The organism is Haloferax sp. Atlit-48N, from assembly GCF_003383015.2.
Lineage (GTDB): Archaea > Halobacteriota > Halobacteria > Halobacteriales > Haloferacaceae > Haloferax > Haloferax volcanii.
Genome location: NZ_CP137689.1, coordinates 949,975 through 971,346 on the forward strand (window position 1 = coordinate 949,975; position 21,372 = coordinate 971,346).

19 protein-coding genes, 1 tRNA gene and 1 other RNA gene are annotated in these 21,372 nt (G+C 69.0%); 7 read left to right on the plus strand and 14 right to left on the minus strand.

Annotated elements, in window-relative coordinates; translation table 11 throughout:
• Positions 1–69: 69 nt before the first annotated feature.
• Positions 70–924 (plus strand): fructosamine kinase family protein, encoded by an 855-nt coding sequence (locus DEQ67_RS05175; protein WP_115802379.1) that lies wholly within the window; start codon positions 70–72, stop codon positions 922–924.
• A 106-nt stretch (positions 925–1,030) separates the two neighbouring features.
• On the plus strand, positions 1,031–2,932 hold the full coding sequence (locus DEQ67_RS05180; protein ID WP_008605507.1) for a DHH family phosphoesterase: 1,902 nt from the start codon (positions 1,031–1,033) through the stop codon (positions 2,930–2,932).
• Positions 2,933–2,962: 30 nt separating this feature from the next.
• Here DEQ67_RS05180 and DEQ67_RS05185 read toward each other — a convergent pair whose 3' ends face one another.
• Positions 2,963–4,624 (minus strand): phospholipase D-like domain-containing protein, encoded by a 1,662-nt coding sequence (locus tag DEQ67_RS05185; protein ID WP_115802381.1) that lies wholly within the window; start codon positions 4,622–4,624, stop codon positions 2,963–2,965.
• 126 nt (positions 4,625–4,750) lie between these two features.
• The gene (locus DEQ67_RS05190; protein WP_115891314.1) at positions 4,751–6,010 is read right to left on the minus strand and encodes a HEAT repeat domain-containing protein; all 1,260 of its coding nucleotides are present in this window, start codon (positions 6,008–6,010) and stop codon (positions 4,751–4,753) included.
• 118 nt (positions 6,011–6,128) lie between these two features.
• On the opposite strand from DEQ67_RS05190, the gene DEQ67_RS05195 reads away from it, so the two are divergent.
• The 3 genes from DEQ67_RS05195 to DEQ67_RS05205 all read left to right on the plus strand — a co-directional run bounded on the left by DEQ67_RS05195 (position 6,129) and on the right by DEQ67_RS05205 (position 8,945).
• Complete coding sequence (locus tag DEQ67_RS05195) at positions 6,129–6,893, plus strand: carbon-nitrogen hydrolase family protein (RefSeq protein ID WP_008607388.1); 765 nt, start codon at positions 6,129–6,131, stop codon at positions 6,891–6,893.
• Between the two features lie 63 nt (positions 6,894–6,956).
• Entirely contained in the window at positions 6,957–8,045 is a 1,089-nt protein-coding gene (locus DEQ67_RS05200; protein ID WP_004043920.1) for an NADH:flavin oxidoreductase/NADH oxidase, read from the plus strand.
• A gap of 75 nt (positions 8,046–8,120) precedes the next feature.
• The gene (locus tag DEQ67_RS05205; protein ID WP_008607396.1) at positions 8,121–8,945 is read left to right on the plus strand and encodes a DUF7547 family protein; all 825 of its coding nucleotides are present in this window, start codon (positions 8,121–8,123) and stop codon (positions 8,943–8,945) included.
• A gap of 60 nt (positions 8,946–9,005) precedes the next feature.
• Here DEQ67_RS05205 and DEQ67_RS05210 read toward each other — a convergent pair whose 3' ends face one another.
• Entirely contained in the window at positions 9,006–9,383 is a 378-nt protein-coding gene (locus tag DEQ67_RS05210; RefSeq protein ID WP_115802384.1) for an OB-fold domain-containing protein, read from the minus strand.
• Complete coding sequence (locus DEQ67_RS05215; RefSeq protein ID WP_004064046.1) at positions 9,383–10,534, minus strand: thiolase C-terminal domain-containing protein; 1,152 nt, start codon at positions 10,532–10,534, stop codon at positions 9,383–9,385. The genes DEQ67_RS05210 and DEQ67_RS05215 overlap by 1 nt, the downstream gene beginning before the upstream one ends.
• A gap of 93 nt (positions 10,535–10,627) precedes the next feature.
• On the opposite strand from DEQ67_RS05215, the gene DEQ67_RS05220 reads away from it, so the two are divergent.
• Both DEQ67_RS05220 and ffs read left to right on the plus strand, forming a co-directional pair.
• The gene (locus tag DEQ67_RS05220) at positions 10,628–11,041 is read left to right on the plus strand and encodes a DUF7548 family protein (protein WP_004043916.1); all 414 of its coding nucleotides are present in this window, start codon (positions 10,628–10,630) and stop codon (positions 11,039–11,041) included.
• Positions 11,042–11,163: 122 nt separating this feature from the next.
• Positions 11,164–11,475: signal recognition particle sRNA (ffs, locus tag DEQ67_RS05225), an RNA gene on the plus strand.
• A gap of 176 nt (positions 11,476–11,651) precedes the next feature.
• On the opposite strand, the gene tatAo is transcribed toward ffs, so the two are convergent.
• The 10 genes from tatAo to DEQ67_RS05275 form a co-directional block, all read right to left on the minus strand.
• Positions 11,652–11,924, minus strand: a complete 273-nt coding sequence (tatAo, locus tag DEQ67_RS05230) for a Sec-independent protein translocase protein TatAo (protein ID WP_115802385.1) — start codon at positions 11,922–11,924, stop codon at positions 11,652–11,654.
• A gap of 167 nt (positions 11,925–12,091) precedes the next feature.
• Positions 12,092–12,862, minus strand: a complete 771-nt coding sequence (locus DEQ67_RS05235) for an SDR family oxidoreductase (RefSeq protein WP_115891313.1) — start codon at positions 12,860–12,862, stop codon at positions 12,092–12,094.
• Between the two features lie 113 nt (positions 12,863–12,975).
• A tRNA-Gly gene (locus DEQ67_RS05240) sits at positions 12,976–13,046 on the minus strand.
• A 124-nt stretch (positions 13,047–13,170) separates the two neighbouring features.
• Entirely contained in the window at positions 13,171–14,403 is a 1,233-nt protein-coding gene (locus DEQ67_RS05245) for a DUF4382 domain-containing protein (RefSeq protein WP_115891312.1), read from the minus strand.
• Between the two features lie 122 nt (positions 14,404–14,525).
• Complete coding sequence (locus tag DEQ67_RS05250; protein ID WP_004043912.1) at positions 14,526–15,554, minus strand: NAD(P)/FAD-dependent oxidoreductase; 1,029 nt, start codon at positions 15,552–15,554, stop codon at positions 14,526–14,528.
• Positions 15,555–15,673: 119 nt separating this feature from the next.
• A complete protein-coding gene (locus DEQ67_RS05255; protein WP_004064038.1) occupies positions 15,674–16,327 on the minus strand; it encodes a class I SAM-dependent methyltransferase in 654 nt (217 codons plus the stop codon).
• An 84-nt stretch (positions 16,328–16,411) separates the two neighbouring features.
• A complete protein-coding gene (locus tag DEQ67_RS05260; protein WP_115891311.1) occupies positions 16,412–18,535 on the minus strand; it encodes a type II secretion system F family protein in 2,124 nt (707 codons plus the stop codon).
• A 1-nt stretch (position 18,536) separates the two neighbouring features.
• Complete coding sequence (locus tag DEQ67_RS05265; RefSeq protein WP_188148657.1) at positions 18,537–20,198, minus strand: type II/IV secretion system ATPase subunit; 1,662 nt, start codon at positions 20,196–20,198, stop codon at positions 18,537–18,539.
• Positions 20,199–20,330: 132 nt separating this feature from the next.
• Positions 20,331–20,828, minus strand: coding sequence for a DUF7549 family protein (locus DEQ67_RS05270; protein WP_115860145.1), 498 nt, complete (start codon positions 20,826–20,828; stop codon positions 20,331–20,333).
• Between the two features lie 94 nt (positions 20,829–20,922).
• Entirely contained in the window at positions 20,923–21,291 is a 369-nt protein-coding gene (locus tag DEQ67_RS05275; RefSeq protein ID WP_115891310.1) for a cupin domain-containing protein, read from the minus strand.
• Positions 21,292–21,372: the final 81 nt, after the last annotated feature.

Sequence of the window (21,372 nt, forward strand, 5' to 3'; positions counted from 1 at the left end):
TCCGGAACGCCGAGTCGGTCGCCGGAACGGAACCGCCATACTGAGGTCGGCGCTCGCCCGACATCGGGTGTGACGCTCGATTCCGACCTCGTCGCCCGCGTGACGGACGCGCTCTCGGCGGACGCGCCGCCGACCGCGACGACCGAACTCGACGGCGGACACGTCGGCCGCGTCTACCGACTCGATTTCGACGGGCGCGACCCCGTCGTCGCGAAGGTGGGCGACACGCCGCTCGACGTGGAGGCCGCGATGCTCGACTCGCTCGCCGCGGCCGGCCTTCCGGTCCCCGCGGTCCACCACGCCGACCCCGACCTGCTCGTCCTCGACTACGTCGAGGGCACGTCCGAGTTGACCTCCGCCGCCGAGCGCGACCTCGCCACCCACCTCGCCGCGCTCCACGAGACGACCGCGCCGGCGTTCGGCTTCCCCTACGACACCCTCTCCGGGCCGTACCGACAGCCGAACCCGTGGACCGACTCGTGGGTCGCGTTCTTCCGCGACCAGCGCCTCCTGCCGTGGACCGAGGCGGCGCTCGGTTCGGGACTCCCAGACGCGACGGCCGAGCGAATCGAGTCGGTCGCCGCCGACCTCGACGCCCTCCTCGTCGAACCGGCGGCCCCGCGACTCGTCCACGGCGACGTGTGGGGCGCGAACCTCCGCGTCCGCGACGACCGCGTCGTCGCCTTCCTCGACCCGGCGTGTTACTACGGCCACCCCGAGGTCGAACTGGCCTACATCGACTGGTTCGACGCCGCGGGCGACGCCTTCTTCGACGCCTACGACGAACGCCGACCCATCGCCGACGGCTTCTTCGAGCATCGCTCGCCCGTCTACGCGCTGTTTCCGCTCCTCGAACACGTCCGCGTCTTCGGGGCCGACTACGTCCCGTCGGTCGAAGACGCGCTGGACGAACTCGGCTACTGACGCCCCCGCGCAGGCGAGTTTCGAGCCGAATCGGGTCTGTGCGAACCGGCCGCGCACGCGAGATGCTTTTGTAAAGCTTAACACTACCCCCTGACCTAGCGGGACTATGAGCGACGAGCACGCCGGGGATTCCGGCGACGACTCGGGTCCGAATTCGGACGCACGACCTATCGTCTATGATCTCGCACCGAACTGTACCGCCGACGACGTCGAGACCGACGCGTACTACCACGCCGTCGTCAACGGCGTCGTGGAGTACGGCATCTTCGTCGACGTCTCCGACTCCGTCTCCGGGCTCATCCACGAGTCCAACCTCTCGGCCGACTACGAGGTCGGGGACCGACTGGTCGTCCGCCTCGAATCCGTCCGCGACAACGGCGACATCGCGTTCGCCGAGGACACGCCCGACGACTACCGCACCCTGACCGTCGACCACGAGCCGACCATCACGCCTATCTCCAGTCTCTCGGTCGGCGAGTCGGTCACGGTCGAAGGCGTCGTCACGCAGATTAAGCAGACCGGCGGCCCGACCGTCTTCCGCATCGCCGACGACTCCGGCATCGTCGCCGCCGCTGCCTTCGAAGAGGCCGGCGTCCGCGCGTTCCCCGAAGTCGACCTCGACGACGTGGTCCGCATGGCCGGCACCGTCGAAGACCACGAGGGCACCCGTCAGCTCGAAGTCGACGGCCTCACCGTCCTCGACGACGAGACCGCGGCCGACGCCCGCCAGCGAATCGACGCCGCGCTCGACGAGCGCGCCGAGCCGGAGCCGGTCGAGCCGCTCGTGGAGTGGTCGGCGTTCGAGAAGCTCCGCGACGACCTCGAAGACGTGGCGCGCCTGCTCCGACGGACGGTCCTCGAAGGCCGCCCGATTCGCGTCCGTCACCACGCCGACGGCGACGGCATGTGCGCGTCCGTCCCGGTCCAACTGGCCCTCGAACGGCTCATCACCGAGGTTCACGACGACCCCGACGCGCCGCGGCACCTGTTCAAGCGCCTGCCGAGCAAGGCCCCGTTCTACGAGATGGAGGACGTGACCCGCGACCTGAACTTCGCGCTCGAAGGTCGCGCCCGCCACGGCCAGCGGCTCCCCTTCCTGCTCATGCTCGACAACGGGTCGACCGAGGAGGACGTGCCCGCCTACGAGAACCTCGCGCACTACGACGTGCCCATCGCGGTCGTCGACCACCACCACCCCGACCCCGAGGCGGTCGACCCGCTCCTCGACGCGCACGTCAACCCGTACCTCCACGACGAGGACTACCGCATCACGACCGGCATGATGTGCGTCGAACTCGCGCGGATGATTCACCCCGACGTGACCGACGAACTGCGTCACGTCCCCGCCGTCGCCGGGCTGTCCGACCGCTCGAAGGCGGAGGTCATGGACAACTACATCGCGCTCGCCGAAGACGAGGGCTACGACCGCGAACAGCTCCTCGACGTGGGCGAGGCGCTCGACTACGCCGCCCACTGGCTGCGCTACAACGACGGCGCATCCATCGTCAACGACGTGCTCAACGTCGGCTGCGACGACGAGGAGCGCCACCGCGAGCTCGTCGAGTTCCTCTCGACGCGCGCCGAGCGCGACGTGGACCGACAGCTCGAAGCCGCGGAGCCGCACCTCGAACACGAGCGCCTCGACAGCGGGGCCAACCTCTACCGCATCGACCTCGACAAGTGGGCCCACCGCTTTACCTACCCCGCGCCGGGCAAGACCACGGGCAAGCTCCACGACCGCAAGGTCCAGGAGACGGGCGAGCCGGTCATCACCATCGGCTACGGTCCCGACTTCGCCGTCCTCCGCTCCGACGGCGTCCGCCTCGACATCCCGCGGATGGTCGCCGAACTGAACGAGGAAGTCGTCGGCGGCGGCGTCTCCGGCGGCGGCCACCTCGTCGTCGGCTCCATCAAGTTCGTCAGCGGCATGCGCGAGGAGGTCATCGACCGCCTCGTCGAGAAGATGGCCGAAGCCGACATCGACGAAGAGCTGTCGACGACGGCGTAAGCCGGCGTTCGACTCTCAGACTGCGACCGCTCATTTTTCGAACTCCAGTCGTCTGAGCGCCGCGAGTCCGACGACGACCGCGAGGGCCGCCGCGGCGACGAGTCCGGGCTTCGGCTCCGCTCCGCGCCCGCTGGCTCGCCAGTCGGCCGCGAACGCCTCGCGGAAGTACGCCGCGGCGGCCGGGTCCGACAGCGCGAGGACGACTTCGCGGTTCTCGCGGGCCGAGTGCCGGTTCCAGTTGAGACTGCCGACGAGCGCGGTGTCGTCGGCGACGACGCCCTTCGCGTGAATCGCGCCGTACCGGTCGCCGGGGCGCGCGAGGCGGACCGAGAGCGGGCTGCCGGTGCGGTCGGCCCACTCGTTCAGGCGCTCGGCGAGCGCGCGGTTCTCCTCCTCGTCGTACCACGCGCTCCCGAGGAGGAGTCGGACGCGGACGCCGCGGTCGGCGGCGCGCTTGAGCGCGCGGACGAACGGGCCGTCGGCCTCGACGGTCGGTTGTAGCACGTCGATTCGGCGCTCGGCGGCATCGAGTCGGGCGACGACCGCGGACTCGGCGTTGTCGGGCGCGCGGAGGACGGCGACGCGGTCGACTCGAAGCGCCTCGGGCGCGATGCGCGACGGATACGAGCCGTTCGCCGATTCGGTGCGGACGAACGACCGGCCGACGCGGTACGTCTCCCACGAAGCGGTCTCTGGGAGGCTCGCATCGGTTTCGAACGTGGCCGCGAGGTCGGCCGCGACGGCCGGCGAGCGCGCGACGACGCCCCAGCCGCGGCTCTTTTTCCCGCCCGTTCCGGCGGGTTTCCAGTTTTCGGTCATCACGAGCGCCGCGTCGTCGACGACGGCGTACTTCGGGTGGTGAAACGAGTGCGGGTCGCCGACGACGCGGACCGACACGCCGGCGTCGACGAGGCGGTCGAGGACCCGCGCCGACCGCCGCGGGAAGCCGCCGACCGGGCTGTCCTCGACCAGTACCTCGACCTGCACGCCGCGCTCGCGAGCGGCGACGAGTTCGTCGGCGACGCGCGCGGAGGAGACGACGTAGCCGGCGAGCAGAATCCGCTCGTCGGCCGCCCGGAGCGTCGCTATCGGACGCCCCGGCGAGTCGGGGAGCACGAACAGCGTCGCGTTCGCGGGGCCGTGGGTCGTGACGTTCCGCCGGGGGAGCGTCCGCGGCCACCACGACCACGCGCCGTCCCGCCGTTCGAGGAGCGCGCCCTCGCGGCTCCGGTCGTAGCTGAGGCGGTCCGCGACGACGCCGTTGCCGGCCGCGTCGCCGTCGCCACCGACGACGCGGAGCGTGACCGTCTCGCCGCCGTTTGCGAGGTCGAGACCGGGCGCGACCACTGGGAGGTCGGTCAGGTTCGACGCCGCGGACGGGTCGGTGACGACGGCAACCGCCCCGCCGGGCGCGACGAAGGAGACGGTCTCCTCGCCGTCGGCCAGCGAGAGTTCGGTTCCCGCGGGCGCGGCGACGGCGACGAACTCGCCGCGGTCGTCGGGCGTCGCCGGGTCGGGGAGCGCGGCGACGATGCGCGGGTCGCCCGATACCGGCGGGTCGGCGGCGGTCGCTGATTCTGTCGCGTTCGCCGTTCCCGGCGCGGCCGCTATCGGCGCGGGGACGACGGCCGCGGCCGCGAGCAGGACGGCGAGCGAGACGGCGAACGCGGTGGTGGGGGGCCGTCGAGACACACCCCGCGGTGGTCGCGTTTCCCTACAAAAACGTTCGCGACCGGGGACTCAGCGCGAGCGACTGCGAGAGAAAGAGAACGAAAGGGGACCGCAGAGCCGCCGGACTGCCGCGTCGGTTGTGCGGTCTCAGACGGTCGCTTCGGCTTCGACATCGTCGCCGAGGAACTCGGCGGCGAGTTCGGCTTCGCGCTGGACGAGGAACGAGCGGTCGTCGGCGTAGCCGGCGGCCACTTCGAGCGCGTCGTTCGTGCCAATCTGCCGGAGCGCCCACGCGGCGCTGGCGCGGACGGCGTCCTCGTCGTCGTCGGCGACGACGTCCGACAGCGGCTCGACGGCGCGGGTGTCGCCGATGAGACCGAGCGCGCGAGCGGCGGCCGAGCGGACGTTGTCGTTTTCGGTGACGAGCTTGTTCGCGATGGATTGGGTCGCCTCCTCGGAGCCGATTTCGCCGAGCGCCTTGAACACGACCTTCTGGAGCGCGGGGTCGCTGTCGGTGTCGACGTAGTCGACGAGCATCTCGACGCCCTCCTCGGCGGCCATCTTCCCGATGGCCTTGATGACGCCCTTGTCGCGGCGCTTGGCCTGCCCCTCGATAGTCTCGTAGGCGCGGTCGTCGTTCATCCGCGTGAACGCCTCGATGCAGTACTCCTGCATGAAGTCGGACTGGAAGCTCTCGAACGCGAGCGCAATCATCTCGACGTTGCCGCGCTTTTCGTGTTCCTTCAGCGCCGACAGCTCCGGCGGGAAGTCCTTGTAGTGGCCGAGCACGTCGTAGAAGCCCTGCACTTGGAGCTTCTCGCGGGTCTCGAGGTCGTCCCACTCCTGGGCGTCGTCGAGACCGTCCGCGAGGCCGTCCGCGACTTCGATGAGGTCCGCGATGGTCTCTGCGTCCTCGTCGGCGTCGAGGGCGGCCGCTTCGACGGCCGAGACGGCGTCGTCGATGGCGGCGGTGAGCGCGTCTTCGTCGTCACCGTCGACCGAGACGCTCGCGTCGAGCACGCCGTTGAACTCGTCGGCGAACGTCTCGACCGCGGCGACGATTTCGCCGTCGCCCTGCTCGGTCCACCGAGTGTCCGTAATCGTGGACTTCGCTTCTTCGAGCGTCTCGACGGCGTCGTCGGCGTAGGGACCGCGCTGGGATTCGAGGTCGTCGCGCAGGTCGGACAGGCGCGATTCGAGCTCCTCGGCGGGGTCGTCTTCGTCTTCGTCGTCCGGTTCGGGCAGGTCCGCGGCCTCCACGTCGGCCTCGATGTCGTCGAGCGTGGCCTCGACCTCGTCGAGGTCGGCTTCGGTCTCGGCCGCGTCGAGAGCCTCCTCGGCCTCGGTCAGGCGCTCGTCGAAGCTCTCGGGCGAGAGTTCTGTCGTATCGTCGTCCCCGTCACTCATATGCCGGAAGTCCGTTCGACTGTAAAAAGAGCGTTTCCCTTCGCTCCGCGTCTCGGACCGGGACCGACCGCCGATTCCATTCGGGTCACTTTTTCGCGACCCGTCCGTTCCTCCGAGCGTGACCGGTCCCACTATCGCCGTCCCGCAGCGCGCCGCGTTCGACCTCGACCCGGCGCGAAACGAGGCGGACGTGCGCGCCCGCGCCGCCGACCTCCCCGAGTCGGTCGATATCGCGCTGTTCTCCGAGTACGCGCTCACGGGCTTCGTCGCGGACAGCCGCGCCTTCAGCGGCGCGATACCTCGGGAGCGCGCGACCGACTTCCTCGCGTCCGTCGCCGCGGAAAACGGCTTCGACGTACTGGCGGGCTACCTCGAACGCGACGGCGAGACGCTCCACAACGCGGCCGCCTACGTCCGACCCGACGGCTCGGCGACCGTCTACCGCAAGCGACACCTCTGGGGCGGCGAGGCCGATATCCTCGCGCCGGGCGACGAACTCGTCGTCGCGGACACGCCCGCCGGCCGGACGGGAATCCTCACCTGTTACGACCTGAACTTCGTCGGCGACAGCGCCGCGCTGACCGACGAGCGAGTCGACGCCCTGTTCGTCGTCGGCGCGTGGCCCGCCGCCCACTCGACGAACTGGCGACTGCTCTGTCGCGCCCGCGCCCTCGACGGGGTTCGCTGGCTCGTCGGCGCGAACCGGACGGGGAGCGGGTCGATTTCGGGAACCGCGGGTTCGGAGTACGCGGGTCGCTCGCTCGTCGTCAGGCCCGACGGCGTGGTCGCAGCCGCGCTGAACCGCGGCGAGCGCGACCTCGTGTGGACGCTCGACCGCGACCTCTTGGCCGAACAGCGCGCGTTCGTCGGCTCGGTCGAGTAGCCGAAACCGGACTGCATCACCGGAATCGAGGGGGGTTTTTCCGACCGCGCCCAATCGGGGGCGATGACGGACTCGCTCTTTACGCCGCTTTCGCTCCGCGAGACGGAGGTTCGAAACCGAATCATGGTCTCGCCGATGTGTCAGTACTCCTCGACCGACGGGTTCGCCGACGACTGGCATCTCGTCCACCTCGGCAGCCGCGCCGTCGGCGGCGCGGGCATCGTGATGTCCGAGGCGACGGCCGTCTCCCCCGAGGGGCGCATCACACCGAACGACCTCGGCATCTGGTCGGACGACCACGTCGAGAAGCTCAGCCAGATAACCTCGTTCGTCTCGTCGATGGGGAGCACGCCGGCTATCCAACTCGCCCACGCGGGCCGGAAGGCGAGCAAGACCCGTCCGTGGGAGGGGAGCGAGCCGGTCGCGCCCGACGACGGCGGGTGGACGACCGTCGCCCCGAGCGACGCGCCGTGGCCCTACGAGGGCGAGGCTCCGCCGACCCGAAAGCTCTCGGCCGACGGTATCGAAGGCGTCGTCGACGACTTCCGCGCGGCGGCCGAGCGCGCGCTCGACGCGGGCTTCGAAATCGCCGAGGTCCACGCGGCCCACGGCTACCTCCTCCACGAGTTCCTCTCGCCGGTGACGAACCACCGCGACGACGAGTACGGCGGCTCGTTCGAAAACCGGACGCGACTCCTCCGCGAGGTCACGGACGCGGTCCGCGGGGTCTGGCCCGACGACAAGCCCGTGTTCGTCCGCATCTCCGCGACCGACTGGCTGGACGACCGCGAGTCGTGGGACATCGAGCAGTCGATTCGCCTCGCGGCCGACCTCGACGACCTCGGCGTCGACCTCGTCGACGTGAGCGCCGGCGGCATCCACCCCGACCAGCGGATTCCGAACACCGGCCCCGGCTATCAGATTCCCTTCGCGGAGGTCATCCGCGAGGAGACCGACGCGATGGTCGGCGCGGTCGGCGGCATCCGAACCGCGCGCCACGCCGACGAGGTCGTCAGAAACGGGCGGGCCGACCTCGCCATCGTCGGCCGCGAGCATCTGTACGACCCGTACTTCGCGCTCCACGCCGCGGACGACCTCGACGCCGACGCGGAGTGGCCGCCGCAGTACCAGCGCGCCGTCCCGCGGCGGTAGCGACGGCGGTGCCCGAAACGCACCTCGCGTTCGCCCCCTCGAACGCTTATCCCCGCGGCGACCCAACCGTGGGCCATGAGCGACCGACGACGCGACGACGACATCCTCGACGTACTCGACGAACTCGGGGACACGCTCGACGAACTCGGCGCGGAACTCCGCGAGGAGCGCGACCGCAACCGCGGCCGTGGCCGCGACCGACGCGTCACCGGCGACGACCGATTTCGCCCCCCGCGCCCGCCGACGTTCGGTGAGGTCCTGCGGTTCACCGAGTCGTACACCATCCCGACGGTCATCGCCGTCCTCGAAGCGACCATCGCCTCCCTCGAACTGCTCCGCCGCCTCATGCGGCTTTCCGACCCCGGCCGCGCGATGGACGACGCCCGAACCGAGACGGAGGCACGGATGCGAAACGTCCCGAAGAGCGCCGTCTCCGGCGTCGACCGCGCCCTCGACGAACTCAGAAACGCGCTCTCGGAGGCCGACCTGCCCTCGAACCCCGAGGCGCGCGACGTGATGGACCGCGCCCGCTCGCTGGCCGACGAACTCGACGCGCGACTCAGCGAGGCCGAACGCGAGCGAACCGCCCGCGAGCGTCGCTGGCGCGAGGACGAACGCACGTTCGAATCCGAGTGGCAACGGCGCGACGACGCCCGGCGCTCCGGTGACGGGACCCGAGCCTCACGCGACGCCGAGCCGGTCGGGACCGGGCCGGTCCGCATCGACGTGACCGAGGAAGCCGGCCCGGACGGCGGCGACGACGGGAGCGGGAGCGACGAGCCGACTGTCGATGTCGACGCCGAACTGGAGTCGATTAAGCGCGAAGTGAACGGCGACGACGGGGACGACGGGGACGGCGGAACCGACGCCGGCGCGGGCGACGAGCCGAGCGACCGCTGAGCGGCGACTCCATGCTCCAGCGGCCCAGACGCGAGTAAAAAAGACTCTCGACGCGCCCGCTCAGACCGGCTCGAAGCGGTAGCCGTCCCACTCCTGACTCGCGGGCTCGCGGATGCCCGCGCCGGGTTCGCGGAGTTCCTCGCAGTAGACCGGGCGGACCTCGTCGCCGATGTCGACGTCGTCCTCGCCGGTGACCTGTCCGATGGCGCGGACGGGCTCGCCGTCCACGTCGAACTCGACGATGGCGAGCGTGTTGGGCTGGCGGACGCCCGGCGGCGTCGCCGTCGAGGTGGTCCACGTCAGCACCGTCGCCGTGTAGTCGCTGAGGTCGACCGTGCCGACCGGCTCCTCGCCGCCCGGACCGACCGGGTGGCCGGGGTAGGTGATGCTCCCGTCGGGGTAGCGGTACGCCTCCATCGCGGGTTCGTCGTCGGACATTATCGGGACTCCATGATGGTCGTGGTCACGCAGTTGCCGAAGCCGCCGACGTTACACGCGAGGCCCACGTCGGCGTCGACCTGCCGCTCGCCTGCGTCACCGATGAGCTGTTTGTAAATCTCGTACACCTGCGCGACGCCCGAAGCGCCGAGGGGGTGCCCCTTCGACTTCAGGCCGCCGGACGTGTTGATTGGGAGGTCGCCGTCGCGGTCGGTGACGCCCTCCTCGACGGCCTTCCAGCCCTCGCCCTTCTCGAAGAAGCCGAGGTCCTCCGACTGGAGGAATTCGAGGATGGTGAACATATCGTGGAGCTCCGCCACCTCGATGTCGTCGGGTTCGAGGTCGGCCATCTCGTAGGCGATTTCCGAGGAGTTGACGACGCCGCCCATCGTGGTCGGGTCGGCGCGCTCGTGGACGACGTGGGTGTCAGTCGCGCCGCCGATGCCGGAGATGACGGCGTAATCGTCGGTGTACTCGCGGGCGACCGACTCGGGGCAGAAGACGAGCGCCGCCGAGCCGTCGGTGATGGGACAGAAGTCGTAGAGGCGAAGCGGGTCGGCGACGACCGGCGAGTCGAGGACGGTGTCGAGGTCGACTTCCTTGCGGAACTGGGCGTGGGGGTTGTCGACGCCGTTTTTGTGGTTCTTGACGGCGACCTTCCCGAGGGACTCCCGCGGGGCGTCGTAGGTGTCGAGATAGAGCCGGGCGGTCAGCCCCGCGAAGGAGGGGAGCGTGACGCCGTGTTTGTACTCCACCGGGTGCGTCAGCGAGGCGATGACGTCCGTCGATTCGGCGGTCGAGCGGTGGGTCATCTTCTCGCCGCCGACGAGCATCGTCATGTCGGACGCGCCGGAGGCGACAGACTGCCACGCGGCGTAGACGCCCGCGCCGCCGGACGAGGAGGTCTGGTCGATTCGGGCGGTGTAGGCGGGCATCGCCGCGAGGTCGTGGGCGAGGGCGTTCGGGACGCCCGTCTGGCCCTCGAACTCGCCGCTCGCCATGTTCGAGACGTAGAGGTGCTCGATTTCGTCGGGCGAGACGTCGGCGTCCGCCAGCGCGGCCTGTCCCGCCTCCGCGAGCAGTTCGCGAATCCACGCGTCTCGCTGCCCGAACTGGGTCATCGATGCACCGATAATCGCTACGCGGTCCATACGCGCACGTCGTCGCAGCGCGATTTAAAACCGGGTAATCCCTCGCCGGCACGTCTCAAACCGTTTATCAGTCGGTCGCCCGAACGACCGGCCATGGACGCCGAACGCCTCGCGCCGACCGTCGGAATCGTCGGCGCGCTGCTCCTCGCAATCGCCGTCGCGATTCCCGCCGTCACCGTCGAGGGCGGGGACGGACAGGTGGCCGCCTACTACGCCGCGGGCCCGGTCGGCATCTCGTTCGTCGGAATGCTCGCGCTCCTCGAAACCGTCGTCTTCCTCTCGGGCAGACAGGAGCGGACCGACCCGGCGACGGCCGCCGGCCTCGCCTTCGTCCTCTCGCTTTCGATGCTCGGCATCGCCGCGCTGTGGTCGTTCTCTATCGACCAGACGCTCCTGTTCAGCTTCGACCAGCAGTACTCGTGGCTCACCTACCACCGCTGGTCCGTCGTGGCCGCCGCGTTCGTCACCTTCGTCGGCGGCGCGTGGTACGCCCGCGGCGTGTTGTGAGCCGGGAGCGACCGACCGGAACCGGCGACTCGCGGAGCCGACGCGTCGAACCACCCCGACGGTGTCCCCCGATTTTCCCGCACCCGAGTCGAAAGGCCCTTAACAGTCGGTGGATAATGAGGGAGTGGACTAGGTCGGGCAGTTAGGCCCTGCTCTTCACCCGCAAAATAGGTCTTTAGCGGGGACCGAACACGGGCGCGTCCGGTCAGACCGGCGCGGGCCCCGGAAGCCAACGTAGAAACCTCGTCCTTCGGGGACAGCGGTTCCGCGTACCCCTTCCGCAGGGAAGGGTTCGCGCGGTTCATCGGTGGTACCCCGCCAGGCGCGGAAGCGAGCAGCGGACCATCGGACGTGCGTCGCTCGAGGGATCGCGGGGTGGAGGAGGCAACCGGGATTCCCCACGTCGGAACGCCGGGCAACCTCGCTGTCCACCCATTCATACCTCATGCAGTTACTCCCCGACCGCCCGGTCTCTCGGTCGTAGACTCGCCGTCGGCCCTCGAAGCCGCGGTCTGGCGTCGTTACCGACCTCGTGAGCGACTGCAAACAGTAGACACTCGCGACCGTAAAAGACCGCACAAGGGGTCCGGTTCCCCGGGGGAGACGCGTACTATCTGCTCTCGGCTTCCGTCTCGGTCGCGTCGGCGTCGTCCGCCTCGGCCTCGTCTCCTTTCTCGTCTTCGTCGTCGCCCCCCTCCGCGCCCTTCTTCAGTTCCTCTTCGATTTCCTCGCGGCCGCGACGGAACTCGCCCATCGCCTGCCCCGACGACCGGGCCAGTTGGGGGAGTTTGTTCGCACCGAACAGGAGGACGACGATGAGCAGGACGATGAGCAGTTCTGGGCCGCCCGGCAGTCCGGGGAACAGCGGAATGGAATCCAGCATTACGTTCGGTTACGTTCGGAGGGAAGATAAGAGAGACGGTCCGTGTCGGCGTCTCGAAGTCGCCGTAGTCCGCGTGTTTCGGCACTCGTGGGCGTTCACACGACAGGACGCGGGCGGGCGGAGCCGACCGCGTCGGCCACCGAACCGGCCCCGCGTCGCTCCCGCAGTCACCGCCAACTGGTCCAGCCGCCGTCGACGACGATGGACTCGCCGGTGACGTACTTCGAGAGGTCGCTGGCGAGGAACACCGCCACGCCGGCCACGTCGTCCGGTTCGCCCTGCCGGCCGAGCGGAATCATGGCGGTCAACTGTGCGGTCTGTTCCTCGCCCGTCTCCTCGGCCCCCTCGGGGCCGATTTTCGTCCTGATAGCGCCGGGGTGAATCGCGTTCACCCGGACGCCGTCGCCGCCGAGACCGTGGGCGAGCGAGTACGAGAGCGTCCGAACGGCCCCCTTCGACGCGCTGTACGACGGGTAGTTGCCGTTGCCGAAGATGCCGTTGACGCTGGAGACGTTGATGATGCTTCCGCCGCCGGACTCGACCATCCGTTTCGCGGCCGCCTGCGCCCCGAAGTACACGCCCTTCAGGTTGATGTCCAGCATCCCTTGGAACTCGGCTTCGGTGACTTCGAGGAACTCCTCTGGCCGCCAGATACCGGCGTTGTTCACCATGACGTCCACGCCGCCGAACGCCTCGGCGGCGTCCATCGCCGCCTCGAACGCGGCCGGGTCGGTCACGTCGAGTTCGACGTACGTCGCCGACGAGTCGGTGTCGGCCTCGATTTGCTCGTGGGTGGACGCACCGCCTTCTTTCGGCTCTTCGCGGATGTCGCAGACCACCGCGTCCGCGCCCGCCTCGGCGTAGGCCAGCGCGATTCCCCGTCCGATACCCGAACTACCGCCGGTGACGACCGCGACGCGGCCGTCGAGCAGACTCATCTGTAATACACCTCACACGAATATCGGCGGAATGATAGTTAAGAATAGCCGCTGATTCCGACGGTGTGAGAGCCGCTGAGTGCTCTCCGCGGCGAGCAGCGATTCGGAGAAGATGCACCGGCTGGGAATCGAACCCAGATAATTGGCTTGGAAGGCCAATGTCTTACCATTAGACCACCGGTGCTCGCTCGCTTCGCTCGCTCGCACCGAGCCTCGGCCTCGCTTCGCTCGGCCGAGACACCGGTGCGCGCGAACGCCGCGTCTATCTCTTCATTCTCGACGCCCCAATAAGGATGTTACCTTTTCGGTCAGGCGGCGAGGGAGGTCGATTCGCCGCCCTCGTCGGGGTTGTCGGGGGCGCTCCCGACGACTTCGAACTCGAACTCCGCCTCAGCCTCGGACTCGCCGTCCACGGCGACTACCGTCACGTCTCGCTCGTCGGGGATGGCGACACCTAGCTCGCCGTCGGCGTCGGTCGTGCCGGCGGCCTCGCCGTTTACCGTCACCGTCGCGTTCTCCACGGGCGTCCCGTTCCGCGTGACGACGACCGTCGCGTTCTCGCCGGCGGAGACGTTCCCGTCGAAGCTCACGGAGAGGTCGCCTTCGGCGTCGGATTCGGCGTTCTCACCGGCCTCGTCGGTCTCGTTTTCGCCCGCGTCGACCTCAGCCCCGGCTTCGGTGTCGGCTTCCGCTCCCGCGCCGACCTTCGTAATCGGCACGTCCGTCCCCGACTCGCTCACGACGGGCTTGAGGATGTACTTCCCGCTGTTGCCCGCCTCGAACGCCGTGATGTCGAAGACGAAGTCCACGGACTCGCCGTTGCCGACTTCGAAGTCCGTGTCGAGCTGGAGCTTGTTACTGGGGAGCTTCACGTTGACCCGTTCGCCGGTCTTCAGCGTCCCGTTCACCTCGCTCACGTGCACGAAGACCTTCGTGTAGTTCCCTTCGGGCACGCCGTACTCGCCGACGAGGCTCGCGTTTTCGCCTTGTAGTTCCGTCAGGTCGACGGTCGCGTTGTCGACCTCGTAGGCGACTCTCGACTCGCCTTCGGCCGCGTCGGTGTCGTTTACGTCGGCGGATTCGATGTCCGCATCGGCGTCGGCGTCGGCGTCAGCGTCGGCGTCGGCGTCGACCGACCCGTTGGTCGAGGCGGACGTGTTCGTCGTGTTCGCCGTCGCGTTAGCTTCGATTTCCACCTCGACGCTCGCGTTCGCCTCAGCGTCGGTGTCGTTCGCGGTGTCGGCCTCGGGTTCAGTTTCGGTCCCGGTCTCATCGTCGGCCTCCGCGTCGTCGGTGTCGGCTTCGGTCTCCGATTCGGCGTCACCGCTCGCGCGGACGAGCGTCACGCGCTCGATGGTGACGTTGAGGTGTTCGAAGTCCGCGATGGCGTTCTGCTCGTCGCTCACGTAGAAGTTCACGGTTCCCGTCCGGGCCGCGTCGCCGCCGTCGGACGACGCGGTCGTCGTCGCGTCGGCGGTCCCGTCGGTCTGCGTCTCGGTCATCGTGCCGGCCCCGCCCGCACAGCCGGCCAGTACGACCATGAGCGCGAGCAGGACAGTCGCAAGTCCAGTACGTTTCATCGTGGGAGACCGTACTGGCCGTGAGAACTTTAGAAGGGTGTTCGTAGACTTCGGTTTTCACCGAATTTCGCTGAATTACGGCCTCAATCGTCCGCGTGCGACTCGTTGAACTGCTTGGCCTTGTCGAGCAGGCCGGGCGAGATACCGGGCACGTCGTCGACGCTCACCGCGCCCTCGGCGCGAATCTCGTCGAGGCTCTTGGGGAACTCGCGGAGCTCCATGTGGATGGCGATGCCTGCCTTCGCGCCCTTGCCCATCGCCACCGGAATCTGGTTGTGGCCGGGGGTGATGTCACCGACCGCGAACACGCCGTCGACGCTGGTCCGACCGTGGTCGTCCACGGGAACCGTCCCGTCGTCGTCGAGGTCCACGTCGAGCGCCTCGAACAGCGTCGTGTTGTAGTTCGAGCCGTACATGGCGAAGCCACCCTTGTACTCGCGGACAGTGCCGTCTTCGAACTCGAAGCTCTCCAGCCAGCCGTCGTCGCGCTTCGTCATGCCCGAAAGCTCCTCCTCGACGATGTCGACGGGGTGCGCGCGGACGAGTTCGTCCGTCTCGTCGGACCACGTCGGCTCGTCGCCGCGGAGCAGCAGGTCCACCTCGTCGGTGAAGTTGAGCATTATCATGGCGACGTAGGCTGCCGAGTCCGAGTGACCCATCACGTACACCGACTCGTCGACGAACATGTAGGCGTCGCAGTGGAGGCAGTAATGCAGACCCTTGCCGGTGCGGGGCAGCGGCGGCTCGGGGCGCTCGTCGTTGAAGCCGACGCCGAGCACGACGCGCTCGGCGACGAACTCGCCCTCGTTGCCGACGAGGCGGAACCGGCCGTCGTCCAACCGCTCCGCGTCGGTCACGAAGTCGCGGTGGATGTCGGTCCCGTAGTCTTCGAGCTGGCCGCGCGCGGTTTCGAGGAACTCGTTGCCCGAGGTGTCCTCGGTGACGCCGATGACGTTGTGCGTGTCGAGCATCATGGCCGCGCGGCCGCCGCCGCGGTCCACGAGCGCGGTGTCGTGGCCCAGTCGCGTCGTGTAGAGCGCGGTCTGGAGGCCCGCGGGGCCGCCGCCCACGACGACAACCTCGTACTCCCGTGGTTCGTCGGTCTCGGTCATACACGGGAATTCGTCGCGGCGCTCTTAAGCCCACATCACCTGTGCGCGGCCGGCATCCACCCGAAACGCGTTAGCAACCAACACGATTCCGTCCGTGAGGCCCCAGTCCCGACCAACGCTCAGCAGCCGGCGACGACGGCGTAGCAGTTCCCGCTGGAGACCGTCGATTCGACCACCGCGAGGTCGCTCGCGTCGAGGTCGGCGTCGAACTCGTCGGGCGCGTAGATGTGGTAAAAGCGGGGGACCGTTTCGCCGCCGGGGAGCGTCCAGTCGACCGTCGTGTCGAAGCCGTCCTCGCGGTCGAACGTGTCGTGGGCGGTGCTCCACGCGCTGACGACCGCGCGGCCGTCGGCGTCGAGCACGCGCGCGAGTTCGTTCAGGCTGGCAACGCGCGCCGCCCGCGGCGCGAGGTGGTGAACCGTCGCCACGTACACCGCGAGGTCGAAGGCGTCGTCGGTGAAGGGAAGCCGCGAGGCGTCGCCCTGCACGAGTCCGGCGTCGAAGCCGCGTTCGGCCGCCCGCGCGACCGCCTCGTCGAGCAGGCCGCGGCTCACGTCGAGGCCGACGACCTCGTCGGCGTGCTCGGAGAGGAGGTCGACGTGCCGGCCGTTACCGCAGCCGAGGTCGAGCGCGCGGGCGGCCGGTCCCGACTCGGTCGCGTCGGCGACGAACGACTCGACTTCGGGCCACGGATACTCGCGGGTGGACGCGAAGTGCGACGCGATGCGGTCGTACGTCTCGCGGACCCCGTCTCGGGGTTCGTCTCCGTCCATGCCGGTCGGTCGGGGCGGCGGGACAAAGACCGCACGGGTCGCGGGCGTCGGTCGGGGGTCGTTCCCCTGATGAGTCGCGCGCACTCAGATGAACAGGAACGTCACGTAGGTGATGACGAGCAGGATGGCGGCGTGTTTGACGCCGTCGGCAATCTGCCCCTCGCCGAGCTGTCCGGCGATGACCCCCGAGCAGAGCCCCTGAATGGCCGTGACGTGGAAGAACAACAGCGTGTACGACTCGGTGTCCACGTCGCGCAGGCCCGAGAACGCGCCCGAGGAGACGCCGGCGACCTCGCCGGAGCCGACGCCTCCGGCGCTGGCCTGCTCGACCGCCGGGATGAACGACACCGTCAGCGCGGCGATGATACCGAGGAAGACGAGAAACGAGATGTAGATGACGAGGAGGTACGTGAGCATCTCCTGGTTCCGCTCGCGGGCGAGGCGGCGGCTGTCTTGGGCCTCGTTGGCCGCGATGCGGAGCACGGGCGCGAGGTCGCCGCTGGCGCTCATCGCGTTGGTGATGAGCGTCACCGACCGCGACACCATCGGGCTGGCCGTCCGGCGGTCCATCCGCCGGAGCGCGGTCTGTGCGTCAGCCCCCCAGTCGATGTCGCGGACGGCGCGCTCGACCTCGTCGCCGAGCGGCCCGAGGTCCGACGCCGACACCCGGCGGAGGCTCTGGACGACCGTCAGCCCGGCTTCGTTGACGCTCGCGAGGCGGTCGAGGAAGTCGGGCATGCTGCGCTCGATGGCGCGGATTCGGCGCTTTCGCAGCTCGTGGAACGCCGAGACGACGACGAGCGAACCGATTGCGGCCTCGACGACGTGTTCGTCCACCGCGTCGGCGACGCCGAGTATCGTGGGGTCCGCGGGAATCGTGGCCCGCAGCGCGACCCAGACGAGCCCCAGCGGGACGGTGAGCGCGAGCGCGACGAGCGGCTTGCGTCCGAGGGTGTCGAGCGGGCGCTCGAACCAGTTGCGGAGCGCGCGGAGCCGGTCGTAGGCGGCGAGCCGCTCGCGGTTCGCGCGCCACGGGTCGCCTCGGGCGTCGGTCTCGCCGCCGTCGGTCGCGGGGGCCGAGCCGACGCCGCCGGTCGCGTCGATGCGCCGGACCGACTCTGCCGCGGTGTCAGCGCCGTCGTCGGCAACCGCCGCGCCCCGGAGCGACTCGGTGATACTGTCGATGTAGACGACGAAGCCGAAGCTCGCCAGCGGGATGCCGACGTAGCCGACGATGCGGATGAGCGTCAGCGTGTCCGCGAGGACGAGACCGATGACGACGAGCACGGTGATGAAAAACAGCGGGCCGGCGACGAGGACGGTGACGTACACCTCCGCGAACGTCGAAAGCAAGTCGAGGTACTGCTGTTGTTGGGCTTCGGCTTCCTCCTGAAACCGCTCGTACTGCTCTTGGAGGAACGACGAGAGGTTGCGACCGCTCCCGAGGACGCTGGCGAGGTTCTCTGCGAACTCCTCGAGGCTCGGACTCGGCGTCCGCGTCGCCATCGTCTGGAGCGACGAGAGCACGTCGGTGCCGAAGGCGTCCATGTCGCGGACGACGATGGAAACCTCGCGCGCCGCCTCGCCGTAGATGGCCTCGTTTCGCGCCAGCGTCTCCAGCACCTGTGGGAACGGCATCCCCGACCGCGACAGCGCGAAGACGAACGCGACCGTCCGCGGGAGCGTCGCCTCGATTTCCGACGAGCGGGTCCGCGCCCGCTCGGTGAGGACGTACCACCGACCCCAGTAGACGCCGAGCGCGAGGAGCGTCCCGAGCGTCGCGCTCGAAAGCAGCAGTGCGAGAAACAGGTCGCGGAGCGGGAGCGCCTGAATGCTCGTGAGGCCGCCGAGGAAGCCGAGCGCGCCGGGGAGGACCTCCCGAATCGTCTCGGATTGGACGGCGAGGGTGTCGAGCGTCACGGCGGCGAGGTAGACGCCGAAGACGCTCCCGGCGACGCCGAAGACGGTCGCCATGAGGAGCGTCCGCGAGGCGTACACGCGGTGGGTGACGCTCACGTGCGCCGCCCGCAGCTGCGTTCGCTGTTCCCTGCGCCGGGGGTTCTCGTTGGCGACGTAGAAGCCGAAGACGGAGAGCGCGACCCGCGAGACGAGGAGGTCGGCCGCGCGGCTCACCGGCGACAGGACGACGGGCAAGACGAGGAGGACGGCGAGCACGAGCGGGAGCAGATACAGGTTCTGTGCGACCATCTCAGGCCTCCGAGCCGGCGTCGACGATGTCCTCGTCGGCCTCGACGCGCCGCATCACGTCTTCCGAGTCCGCGTAGTACTCGTTGATGAGCGCGGTAAAGCGCCGGTAGTCGGTGACGCCCTTGTCGAGGAGGTATCGGAGGAACCCCTCGCGCCGCCGGAGTTCGCGCCGGAGTTCGGTCCGCGACCAGCCGTTTTCGCGCTGGATTTCGGTGAGCAGCGAGCTGTCGTTTTGACTGAACGTGTCCGTCTCGGGCTCCCACGCGAACGCCGACGAGTAGTCGAGTTCGCCGGTCCGCTGGTCGATGTCGCCGATTTCACCGATGGTCTGCGAGCGGCGGACGCGCTCGCCGCCGTGACGGGTGAGCGTCTGGACGCACAGCAGGTCGAGCGACTGCACCATCGCGCGCGGGACGTTGATCGGCTCGTTTTCGAGGCGGTTGATGACCGTCTCGATGCTGTCGGCGTGCATCGTCGAGAACGTCGTGTGGCCGGTGTTCATCGCCTGGAACAGGGTCACGGCCTCGTCGCCGCGAACCTCGCCGACGATGATGTACTCGGGGCGGTGCCGGAGCGCCGAGCGAAGCAGGTCGTACATCGAGATGTCGGTCCCCTCGTGGAGTCGTTCGCGGGTGACAGACGACAGCCAGTTGTCGTGGTAGAGCGCGAGTTCGCGGGTGTCCTCGATGGACAGCACCTTCGACCGCGGCGGGACGAACATCGACACCGCGTTCATCGAGGTGGTCTTGCCCGAGGCCGTCCCGCCCGCGAAGATGAGGCTCTTGTTGTGTTCGATACAGAGCCACAGGTAGGCCATCTGCTCGATGGAGAACGTGCCGTAGCGCACGAGGTCGATTGGGGTGAACGGCTCTTCGGCGTAGAGGCGGATGGTAAACGCCGACCCGCGCGGCGTGACCTCCTCCCCGAGGGCTAACTCGGCGCGCGCGCCGTTCGGGAGCGTCGTCCCGAGGACGGGGTCACCGACGCTGATGTGCTGGCCGGAGCGCTGGGCGAGGCGGATGACGAAGTTGTCGAGTTCCTCGGCGGCGAACGAGACGTTCGTGGCGATGTCGGTGTACTCGTCGTGGTAGACGAAAAGCGGCAGGTCGTAGCCGTCACACGAGATGTCCTCGATGTGGGGGTCCTTCATCAGCGGGTCCAGCGGGCCGTAGCCGTGGAAGTCGCGCCGGAGGTAGTACAACAGCGTGTAGAAGGTGTTCATGTCGAGTTCCAGCCCGTACTGTTCGAGAATCGACTGAAGCTCCTCGACCAGCGCCGTCTCGGTTCGGGGGTCCGCCTCGCGGCGGTACAAAAGCGGGTCGCGGATGTCGGTGCGGACGCGTTCGAGCAGCGACGCCTCGAACTCGTCGAGGTCGGGTTCGACGGTGTGGTACTGGTGGGCGGTCGCGTCCGTGTCGTAGGTGACGACGACGTAGGCGAAGGGGGCGTTCACCCAGTAGCGCTCGACCTCCTCGTGGCCCTCGGGGACCTCGTAAGTTCCGAGCGGCGTGTCGTCGGGCGAAAGCGGGTGCACGTCGAGGTCCGACCCCCGAAGCATCTCGGCGGTTCGGCGCAAGAGCCGCTCCGCTTCGGCGGCCGCGGCGTCGAACTCCCCGCTGGCGAGGAGTCTCCACACCCCTCGTTCCACCGACGGGTCGCGCATTCCCCTCGTCTCGCTCGTCGTATCTCGTGCCATCGTCACCCGGTCAGTTGGTCGGGGATATGGTGGGTCGAGACTTAAAAGGTCCGCGCGGGAGACTGTCATTCGACGAGCAGGACCGGTCGCGACTCGCCGTCAGGTCCGGTCGACGGTCAGGAGGACGCCGGCGAGGACGAGCGAGATGACGACGCCGAGCGGGAGCGGAATCCCCGGAATCCCGCGCGTCACGAGGAGGTACGTCGCGGCGGCGAGAACGACGCCGACGACGCCGAGGAGGCCGCCGAGCACCCGAACGGGGTCGACCGGGCCGGCTTCGACCCGCTCGTCGCGCAGGTAGTACACGAGCGAAAACAGGACCGCGAGCGCGAGGACGGCCGCGCCGACGACCCACGCCTGATAGGCGACGGCGACGGTCTGCCCCGATTGGAGCGAGAGCGCGGACAGCGGGCTTCTGATTGCGACACGGCTGGACAGGCCCCACGAGAACTGCACCTCCGCGAAGGGGAACCGGACGAAAAGCAGGCTCACGCCCGAGAGGTTCGGCGTGTACGTGACGTTCCACGGGAGGAGCGCACAGAGCCACGTCGAGACGACGGCCAGCGCACCCGCGTGTTCGGAGCGGACCCAGACCATAGGACAATCGCACGGTCTGACAGGTAAAAACTACCGACAGTCCGGGGCGCGCCAGTGGGGCAGCAGGACGGGAGAGGACGCGCTCGGTCGACCCTCAGGAGAGCCGTTCGGGGTCGCCGTGCGTCAGGCCGCTCTCGTCGGCGTCGCCGGTGTTGAGCGTCTCGGTCGGCTCGACGAGCAGCGCTTCGGTCGGTTCGAGCGCCACGGGGCGGTGTTCGACGCCGCGGGGGACCACGAGGAGGTCGCCCGGGCCGAGGTCCGCGTCGTCGCGGTCGCGGAACTCGATTCGGAGCCGTCCGTCGCGGACGAGAAACAGTTCGTCGGTGTCGTCGTGGGCGTGCCAGACGAACTCGCCGTCGAGTTTCGCGACTTTCACCGCGTAGTCGTTCAGCTCCGCGGCGATTCGCGGGGCCCACGTCTCGTCGAACGACGCGAAGCTCTCGTCGAGGTTGACGGGTTCCATATGCGGTTCGCTCGCGGCGGCGGCCGATAACCGTTGTGCCGAGCGCGCGTCGAACCGGCGTAATCGGCCGGTTTCGACGCC

Coding starts and splice junctions, on each gene's coding strand:
- DEQ67_RS05270 (WP_115860145.1), bottom strand. CDS start 20,828: ATGGTCTGGGTCCGCTCCGAACACGCGGGTGCGCTGGCCGTCGTCTCG.
- DEQ67_RS05200 (WP_004043920.1), top strand. CDS start 6,957: ATGACGGACTCGCTCTTTACGCCGCTTTCGCTCCGCGAGACGGAGGTT.
- DEQ67_RS05180 (WP_008605507.1), top strand. CDS start 1,031: ATGAGCGACGAGCACGCCGGGGATTCCGGCGACGACTCGGGTCCGAAT.
- DEQ67_RS05250 (WP_004043912.1), bottom strand. CDS start 15,554: ATGACCGAGACCGACGAACCACGGGAGTACGAGGTTGTCGTCGTGGGC.
- tatAo (WP_115802385.1), bottom strand. CDS start 11,924: ATGCTGGATTCCATTCCGCTGTTCCCCGGACTGCCGGGCGGCCCAGAA.
- DEQ67_RS05190 (WP_115891314.1), bottom strand. CDS start 6,010: ATGAGTGACGGGGACGACGATACGACAGAACTCTCGCCCGAGAGCTTC.
- DEQ67_RS05245 (WP_115891312.1), bottom strand. CDS start 14,403: ATGGTCGTACTGGCCGGCTGTGCGGGCGGGGCCGGCACGATGACCGAG.
- DEQ67_RS05205 (WP_008607396.1), top strand. CDS start 8,121: ATGAGCGACCGACGACGCGACGACGACATCCTCGACGTACTCGACGAA.
- DEQ67_RS05210 (WP_115802384.1), bottom strand. CDS start 9,383: ATGTCCGACGACGAACCCGCGATGGAGGCGTACCGCTACCCCGACGGG.
- DEQ67_RS05265 (WP_188148657.1), bottom strand. CDS start 20,198: ATGCGCGACCCGTCGGTGGAACGAGGGGTGTGGAGACTCCTCGCCAGC.
- DEQ67_RS05220 (WP_004043916.1), top strand. CDS start 10,628: ATGGACGCCGAACGCCTCGCGCCGACCGTCGGAATCGTCGGCGCGCTG.
- DEQ67_RS05260 (WP_115891311.1), bottom strand. CDS start 18,535: ATGGTCGCACAGAACCTGTATCTGCTCCCGCTCGTGCTCGCCGTCCTC.
- DEQ67_RS05275 (WP_115891310.1), bottom strand. CDS start 21,291: ATGGAACCCGTCAACCTCGACGAGAGCTTCGCGTCGTTCGACGAGACG.
- DEQ67_RS05215 (WP_004064046.1), bottom strand. CDS start 10,534: ATGGACCGCGTAGCGATTATCGGTGCATCGATGACCCAGTTCGGGCAG.
- DEQ67_RS05235 (WP_115891313.1), bottom strand. CDS start 12,862: ATGAGTCTGCTCGACGGCCGCGTCGCGGTCGTCACCGGCGGTAGTTCG.
- DEQ67_RS05255 (WP_004064038.1), bottom strand. CDS start 16,327: ATGGACGGAGACGAACCCCGAGACGGGGTCCGCGAGACGTACGACCGC.